5 protein-coding genes are annotated in these 8,183 nt (G+C 67.2%); 4 read left to right on the plus strand and 1 reads right to left on the minus strand.

From position 1 onward, the window contains the following. On the plus strand, window positions 1-3,738 hold a 3,738-nt coding region (locus IHD13_RS17670), incomplete at its 5' end, for an Ig-like domain-containing protein (protein ID WP_195862351.1). Window positions 3,739-4,251: 513 nt separating this feature from the next. Here IHD13_RS17670 and IHD13_RS17675 read toward each other — a convergent pair. Next, complete coding sequence (locus tag IHD13_RS17675) at window positions 4,252-5,502, minus strand: RNA-directed DNA polymerase (protein WP_195862352.1); 1,251 nt, start codon at window positions 5,500-5,502, stop codon at window positions 4,252-4,254. Window positions 5,503-5,510: 8 nt separating this feature from the next. On the opposite strand from IHD13_RS17675, the gene IHD13_RS17680 reads away from it, so the two are divergent. From IHD13_RS17680 to IHD13_RS17690, 3 genes are all read left to right on the plus strand, one after another. Then, entirely contained in the window at window positions 5,511-5,891 is a 381-nt protein-coding gene (locus IHD13_RS17680; RefSeq protein ID WP_195862353.1) for a four helix bundle protein, read from the plus strand. 710 nt (window positions 5,892-6,601) lie between these two features. Beyond that, window positions 6,602-7,816, plus strand: coding sequence for an EAL domain-containing protein (locus IHD13_RS17685; protein ID WP_195862354.1), 1,215 nt, complete (start codon window positions 6,602-6,604; stop codon window positions 7,814-7,816). Further along, the gene (locus IHD13_RS17690; protein WP_195862355.1) at window positions 7,806-8,147 is read left to right on the plus strand and encodes a hypothetical protein; all 342 of its coding nucleotides are present in this window, start codon (window positions 7,806-7,808) and stop codon (window positions 8,145-8,147) included. The genes IHD13_RS17685 and IHD13_RS17690 overlap by 11 nt, the downstream gene beginning before the upstream one ends. The last annotated feature ends 36 nt before the right edge of the window (window positions 8,148-8,183 follow it).

Here is an 8,183-nt window from a genome sequence, read left to right on the forward strand (position 1 = left end):
GGGGCCGAGCTCGAGGACGGCGCCGGCAATACGCTGGCGAGTCCCGGGGATCAGAGCCTCAGCGTGGCGCTGGACACGAAGGCGCCGGACGCGCCGACGGTGGCGCTGGCCGAGGATACCGGCAGCGTGACCGGCGTGACCCACCACCCCGAGGTGACGGTGAGCGGCCTGGAGGCCGGCGCCAGCTGGGAGTACTCCACCGATGCCGGGCAAAGCTGGCAGGCGGGCAGCGACACCAGCTTCAGCCTGGCCGAGGGCGACTACGCCCCCGGCATGATCCAGGTGCGCCAGGAGGATGTGGCCGGCAACCGCAGCGAGGCGGGCGGCAATACCCAGGCCTGGACCCTCGACACCACCCCACCGAGTCTGAGCATCGACAGCTCGGCCCCGGCGGTGATCAACAGCACCACCGGCCCCGTCTGGGTCTACCTGGTCTTCGATGAGCCGGTGGTCGGCTTCAGCGAAGCGAATCTCGCGGTGACCAACGGCAGCCTGGTGGCCGATTCGCTGGTGGAGATCGGTAGTGGCCAGCAGTCCTATCGCGTTCAGCTGGCGGCCGATGACGATCTGGAGGGCCTCCTGACCCTCGAGGTCAACAACGTCGCCGACGGCGCCGGCAACCTGCTGAGCTCGGCGACCCATGAACTGACGGTGGACACCCTGGTGCCGGCGGCGCCGAGCCTGGCCCTGGACGAGGATACCGGCAGCGTCTCCGGCGTCACCCAGAACGATACCCTGGTCATCACGGCCGAGGCCGGCGGCACGGTACGCGTCTATGCCGAAGACGGCGGCTTCCTCGGCGAGGCCAGCGAGAGCGACCCCGGCAGCTATGCCTTCACGCCCGGGCTCGACGACGGCGACAGCCTGACCCTGACCGCCACCGTCACCGACGCGGCGGGCAATGTCAGCGAGGGCTCGGCGCCGCTCAGCGTCACCCTGTACAGCGAGCCACCGACCATCGAGGCGGTCGCCTTCACCAGTGAGCCGGATGCCCTGCACGGGCTCTATGCCCAGGGCGATGAGATCGAGATCACCCTGACGCTCAACCGTTCCCTGGCGGCGATCACCGTCGATGACCCGACACCGCCCACCCTCGACCTCGAGCTGTTGAACGGCGCGAGCAGTACCACCGTGCAGGCGGTATGGCAGGGAGAGGAATCGGCAGACGGCACCACCCTGCTGCGTTTCGGCTATACGGTCCAGCTCGAGGATCAGGCGGCGGAGGGCATCCGGGTCATCGCCGACTCCCTGGCCCTGAACGGCGCCACCCTCGAGGATGGTGCCGGCAACGCCCTGGATGGGAGCTTCGCCGGCCTGACCGATGCCAGCCAGGTGATCGATAACGACGTCGTGGTGATCACCGGCCTCGCCTTCGCCGACGATGAGCCCATCAACGCCTACCCGGCCGATGACGAGCTGGACGTCGTCGTGCAGCTCAGTGACGGCGTCACCTGGGAAGGCACTGGCGGCAGCAACCCCACCCTGACCCTGATCGACGACCAGGACACCGAGTACCTGGCCGCCTACCACACCACCAAGAGCGACCCGGCGGCGGGCACCCTGGTGTTCAGCTATCCGGTTCAGGACGGTGACAACGCCGCCCAGCTGGGGGTCCAGGGCAACGATCCCCTGCTGACCCTCTACGGCTGGACCCTGGCCCCTGTCGATGGCGACAAGAGCCTGCTCCTTGGCCATGACGGCCTGGCGCCCAGTGATCAGTACCGCCTCGACACCACGCCGCCGGACCTGGCGGAGGCCACGTTCGACATCACCTTCGATCGGCTTGACCCCACCCTCGACTACCTGACCGAGGGCGACGAGATCCGCCTGGTGGTGGACTTCGGCGAGGCGCTGGCGTTGACGCTGAACGGCGCCACCCCGACCCTGGCCCTGGGCCAGGCGATGGGGGCCGCCAGCTACGATGCCAGCCAGAGCGACCTCGCCCAGGGCCGGCTGGCCTTCGTCTACACGGTGGGCGAGAACGATCTCTCCCAGGACGGGCTCTTCCTCGCCGCCGACCCCCTGGACCTGGATGGCGCCGCCCTCACCGACCTGGCCGGCAACGCCGCCCAGCTCGGCTTTTCGGGCGGCCGGGTCGATGCCCTGTCGGTGATCACCAGCGAGGCCCCCGTCATCACCCAGGCCGAACTCTGGGCGACACCGATGAGCGGCTGGTACGACGACGGCGACACGATCCAGGTGCGGCTCCACTTCCACGACGCCATCGACCTGGAGACCGGCGGCGGCAGCCCCAGCCTCAATCTGCAGATCGGCGATAGCCTGGTCACGGCGACCTACGCGAGCCACGACGCCGCGGCGGGCTGGCTCCAATTCCAGGCCACGGCCCCGGCGGACGAATACACCGAGGCGATCGCGGTGCCGGCCGATGCCCTGGCGCTCAATGGCGCCAGCCTGACCGCCACGGATGGCACGACCCCCGCCGTGCTCACCCACCCGGCGCTGAGCCTGGTCGGCGGCGTGGACAGCCTGGCGCGCGTTATCACCGAGGTGAGCGCAGCAGCGCCGGACAACGGCGTCTACTACGCGGACGACGAGACGCTGCAACTGGAGGTGAACTTCAACCGGCCGATGAGCACAAGCGGCGACTTCGCCGCGACCCTGGCGGTCACCATCGGCGGCGAGGCCTTCACCGCCAGCTACGATGCGGCGGCCAGTGCCGCCACGGACGGCCTGGTGTTTACGCTGCCGTTCGAGGGGCTGGCCCTCGACGACGGCAGCTATCACCTCGCCGCGGGGTCGCTCAATATCACCACTGGTGAATTGCAAAGTCAGAGCGGTGCGGAGTTGTTCGGCCCGGGCGACAGCCTGGCGAGCCCCGACGGCACCACCGCCAGCCATCCGCTGGTGGTGGGCGAGCCCGCGGCCTCGGCGATCACGGGCACCCCGACGCTGGAGGGCTTTATCGATAACGTCGGCGACTATCAGGGCGATAGCGCCGACTCCGACCGCCTGGCCACCAATCACACCACCGACGACACCACCCCGACCCTCTATGGCGACGGCGAGGCGGGCCGCTGGGTGGCCATCGAGGCCACCCCGGTGGGCGGCGCTAGCGCCGAGACCGTGGCATACACCCTGGTGGATGACAGCGGCAGCTGGCAGGTGGAGACCCCGGCCCTGGACCCGGGCGGCTATCACTTCAGCGCCCGCTACTACGATCCCGACACCCAGGACGTCGGGAGCCCCAGCGCGGAGCGCTACCTCTATGTGGGCACCCCGGACGTGCTGCTGGCCGGGGCCTTCGCCGGGGTGGGCAACGGGCACATGAACGAGGATTCCCAGCTGATCCTGCCGTTCTCCTTCGTCGATGACGCGGGCGAGGCCCGGCTCTTCTACGCCTTCGATGGCAATGGCAATGGGGTCCTGGGTGATTCCGTAGATCGCCTGCGGCATAGCGATGATCTACCGGCGCTGCTGAACGACGGCAATCGACTCGATGCGGCAAACTCCGACGCCCCCGGGGGCAGTGCGGATGAGCCCTCCTTTGAGGCGCGCAGCACCGACTTGGACGGGGTAACCATCGCCCTGCCGCTGCGCGATGAGCTGCAGGCGCTGGCGGCCCAGGCCGGCGTGCAGCCGGCGGGTTGGTCCACTGACTTTTATTGGTCGGCCACGCCCGCCTCGTCGAGCATGCATGACATTATGCGCTTGACGGACGGCCTCACCAGCACCTACGACGACACCATCAACGGCGTTGTGGCGTTCGAGGTGTTGTAGGCTTGCCGCCAGAGCCCCCCGGGGTGTTGAGGTTTGAGGTTTGACCTTTGAGTTTTTTGGGGTTTTTCGGGCTGGATCAGGAGGCCAAGGCGAGCGGGCAGGGCGGTGGGGCCGGGCGCGACAGGGGGCATCCTGCCCGTCATCGACGGGTGCCCCATGGGGTGGGTGGCCACGGCTGCCCACAAAAGGGGCCCGGGGGATGTGGCTGGCGCTTTCCGCGCGACCCTGGCGGTCGCGCATCATCGAAGGCCGCGCGGTGAAAACGGCAAGGCAAGGGTCGCCAGTGAGCGCGACACCCAGTGAAAGCGCAATGGGCGGGTTGGTCCAATAACAATCATTGGTCGGCCACGCCCTCCTCGTCGAGCAAACATAACAATGTGCGCTTGACGGACGGCAACACCAACAACAACAACGACACCAACAACAACAATGTGGCGTTCGAGGTGTTGTAGGCTTGCCGCCAGAGCAACATCGCCGCCTGCGCCCGGCCCCACCCCCCTGCCCGTTAGCCATTTAGTCCCGGCGTATCATCAGCCAGTGACGACGCAGCCGCAAATGGCGATAGGCCGCATCGGCCGGCACGAAGAAGCGGCGCAGTGTGCCCAGTTCGCGATGGTAGAGGTGATGGCGCAGGCGAAAGGTATTGGCCTGGCGGAACAGGCCGTAGTAGCTGTTGAGGGTGGCCAGCATGCGCTGCAGCAGCGCCGGGTTGGGCACGCCGGGCGCGTACCACACCGGATGGTCGCGCAGCCAGCGCTGCCAGGCCGCGGTCAGTTGGCTGGGCGGCCCTGCCGGCCGGGCCGGGTCGAGCAGCGCCTGGAAGGCGCGCAGGCGCTGGCGCAGGGCGCGCACGCTGCGCTGGCGTACCTGGCTGTGGAAGGGGTAGACGATGGCGCCGAGGAAGTTGGCGCCCTGGTTGACCCGCTGCAGCACCACCTTGCGGGGGTGCAGCGCCAGCCCCAGCCGCTCGTCGAGAAAGGCGGCGATCTGTCGCCGATGGGCCACCAGGGTCTCGGCGTCGTCGGCCAGCAGGATCATATCGTCCATATAGCGGAGATAGCCCTTGACCTTGAGGCGGTGCTTGACGAACTGATCCAGCGGGTCGAGGTAGAGGTTGGCGAAGCACTGGCTGGTCAGGCTGCCGATCGGCAGGCCGACCCCGGGGGCGGCGCCGTACAGCGACTTGTGGCGGGGGATCCGGCGCAGCAGCCGGCGGTCGCCGCTGGGGAGGGGCGCCGGGTCGAGCGGGTCCTGGGCGAGGATCGCCTGGGCCACCCGGTCGAGTTGCCCGAGGTCCTCCTCGGCGAACGGCAGCCGTGGTCGCCACGTCTGGCGCCACATCGCCAGCAGCCTGGCGCGCTCGATGGAGGGAAAGAAGGCCTGGATATCGAGCTGGCAATACCAGCGGTGGCCGGGCTGACGCATGAAATGCTGCAGCCGGGCGATGGCCCGGTGGGTGCCGCCGCCCTTGCGGTTGGCATAGGTGTCGTCGATCAGCCGCTGCTCGAGCCAGGGGCCGATATGCCCGATCAGCCACAGTTGCACCAGGCGGTCGGCAAAGGCCGGGGCGAAGATCTCGCGCAGCTTGGGGTCGGTCACCGCAAACACCGAACAGGGGTCGGGGCGATAGTGGCCCTGGGCAATCTGGGCGGCCAGCGCCCAGGCGAGGCGCGGCAGGTCGATCAAGGCCGCGCGTTTCTGTTCACTGGGGCCGGCCTTGGCGGCACACGCCATCAACTGCCGGGCAATCTCGTTTTCCGTCATGGTGCACCATGCAATCCGGGTTCAAGCATCCACAAGTCTTCGCCGATCTGCTGGCCTTCTGCCAGGCCTATTATCCGCTGCATAGCGGCTTCCCCAAGCCGTTCCGCTTCACCCTGGGCGAGCGCATCCTCCAGGAGATCGCCGAGGCGCTGCGGCATATCGTGCTGGCCAATGCGGCCGACAAGGGCAGCGGTGCCGGCCGGCGCCAAGGCGCGGCACACCTCAAGGAAGTGCGCGCCGGCCTCGAGGTGATCCGCGGCTACCTGCTGCTGGCCTGGAAGCTGCGCTTCCTCTCCCATGCGGCCATCACCGAACTCGAGACGCGCCTGGAAGGCATCAGCAAGCAGACGGCCCGCTGGCAGCAGTGGTTCGAGCGGACCGGGGCCTGAGATCGTGGCCTGGCTCTGTCGGGCCCTCTATGCCGGGCCTCGACTGAGCTTCCCAGGGAGCTGCCAGGTGATCGAGCCCCGAGGGCGCAGCGGCCGAAAGCCTACTGTTTGCCATGCGATGGCTACCACGTCCATTCACTTCCGTTCGCCGCCTACCGCTTGTGCTTGCGCAGGCCACTTCAATTTTCCACTTCCCAATTTGCCACTTCCCGGTCGCGTGACGGGCGGTATATTGGCGTTGCTTGGGGCGCGGTATCTATCGGGTGCTGTATTGAGTGGCGGGGGGAAGGCAAGTCGAGAGGGGCGTTGCCTGCCATCGGATGGCCGGGGGCTTTATCTAAACCATCAAGGTAAAAAAAGGCCCATAGGGTATGGGCCAAATGCAGGGAATCAAGGAATGACCACAAGGGTCAAGAAAGGGTACTGCACTTGCCATCGCAAGTTATGACGTCGGCGGGTGGGGACGCAAGCGTGGTGCGCAGATTGCAATCTTGGTTAACAGTCTCGCCGGGATTTACACGGAATGGCTTATAAGAATTTCCTTTAAATCAGGGAGCTGAGATTTCTCTTCGTGGAATCATGTCAACTTTGGTGTCGATGTGGAATGGGGCATGGAGTCTCGGCATTTAAGTGCTAGTTTGAGGAGGAAAGAGGGAGGAAGCGAATGGCGTCGCCGTCGTTATTATTTGTTGATCCAGAGGATAGTCGTGATGCCGTTATACGTTGGGGTTTTGGGCGAGGATCGCGCGTTTCGCGAGGAGTTGATCATCGCCATGGCCGGCACGCTGGGGCGGCAGCTGCAGTTCCTGGGAGAGCGGTCAGTCGATGGCGGTCCCACCTACACTTGGGTGCCGGATGTCCTGCTGGTGCGTGGCCAGTGTCTGAGTGGCGGCATCGAGGCCCTGGATGCCTGGGCCAGGCTGGGAGAGCGGCGGCCCTTCCTGCTGGTGATGGGGCAGGAGGTGTCCCAGGCGGCCATCGACAGGCTGCGCGAGGAGGGCTGGCAGGTGCTGGGGCAATACGATCCGCCCTGGTGCGGCGAGGCCCTGTCTCGACGCCTCAATGGGGTGCGATTCCGCCATCCTCGGGCGCTGCAGGACGAGATCATCGAGGGCGTCGCCCGCGGCGAGTTCCGCTTGCATTACCAACCGAAGATCTGCGCCGGCACGGGCCGGGCCGTCGGCCTGGAGGCCCTGGCCCGCTGGTCGTCGGATGAGGCGGGGGAGATCGAGCCGAGCCGTTTCATTGCCGCGGCGGAGGGAAATCGTTCGGTGATCCGGGCCTTGACGCTGCACCTGCTCGATCAACTTTTGGTGCAGCTGGGTGAGTGGCGCCAGCGTGGGGTGTCGCTACGGGTGAGCCTGAATCTGTCGTCGTCGCTGTTGGCAGACCGGGCGACCATCGAGGCGATTGCGGCGCGCCTGGATCGAGAGATGGCGGCGGTACGCCGCAGTGTGCTGTTCGAGGTGACAGAGAGCGTACGTATTCAGTGCCTGGAAACGGCGCTGCACGCCATGGTGACCCTGGGCGAGCGGGGGGTGGGCTTCTCGCTGGATGATTATGGTACCGGCTATGCCTCCCTGCAGGCCTGGTATCACCTGCCTTTCGAGGAGGTCAAGATCGAGCGGGGCTTCGTGGAGCAGGTGCGCCCCGGTTCGATGGGCCTCAAGTTGGTGGGCATGACGGTGAAGCTGGCCCGTGATCTGCGTACCCGGGTGGTGGCCGAGGGAGTGGAAACCGTCGAGCAGGCGCGGCTGCTGGTCGAGCAGGGCTGTGATCAATTGCAGGGTTTCCTCTATTCGCAACCCTTGACGGCGGCGGAGCTGGAACAGTGGCTGGCGACGCTGCCGGATGAGGCGGTGACGGGCGGCGGCGGGGTAGGCCGCGCCGCGAGCCCCCTCAAGGAGGTGTCCGATGCTCCCTGAACCCCATGAGGGGCTGAGCGACCTGGGCTGGGGGCGCGGCAGCACCTGGGGTGGCTTCCCGGTGCGGCTGCTGGCGGCGATCGATGGGTTGCCGATGCTGGTAGAGCGCGATCTGTCGGCCGTGGTCGACGAGGCGCGCTGGCTGGCGAGCTGTGCCCGGGCATTGGGGCAGCGGCGGGTCGCGGAGTGGGCGGCGCTTTTGAGCCTGGCCGCGGAGCGCGGCCAGGCGCGGCTCAGCATGGGGCTGGTGGCAACGCTGCGCCGCGAGGCGCATTGGCAGACGGTGGCGTGGTCGGAAGCGGCGATGACACCTGTCGAAGCGGTTAACTAAGGATAGGGGGTCAGATGAAGAGACGATCGCTGAGTC

Origin of the sequence: Halomonas sp. 328, from assembly GCF_015645095.1 — a bacterium.
Classification (GTDB): domain Bacteria; phylum Pseudomonadota; class Gammaproteobacteria; order Pseudomonadales; family Halomonadaceae; genus Bisbaumannia.

What these genes read in the sequence shown, in the direction of transcription:
- IHD13_RS17690 (WP_195862355.1), top strand. Translation starts at nt 7,806, where the DNA reads ATGCTCCCTGAACCCCATGAGGGGCTGAGCGACCTGGGCTGGGGGCGC.
- IHD13_RS17680 (WP_195862353.1), top strand. Translation starts at nt 5,511, where the DNA reads ATGCAATCCGGGTTCAAGCATCCACAAGTCTTCGCCGATCTGCTGGCC.
- IHD13_RS17685 (WP_195862354.1), top strand. Translation starts at nt 6,602, where the DNA reads ATGCCGTTATACGTTGGGGTTTTGGGCGAGGATCGCGCGTTTCGCGAG.
- IHD13_RS17675 (WP_195862352.1), bottom strand. Translation starts at nt 5,502, where the DNA reads ATGACGGAAAACGAGATTGCCCGGCAGTTGATGGCGTGTGCCGCCAAG.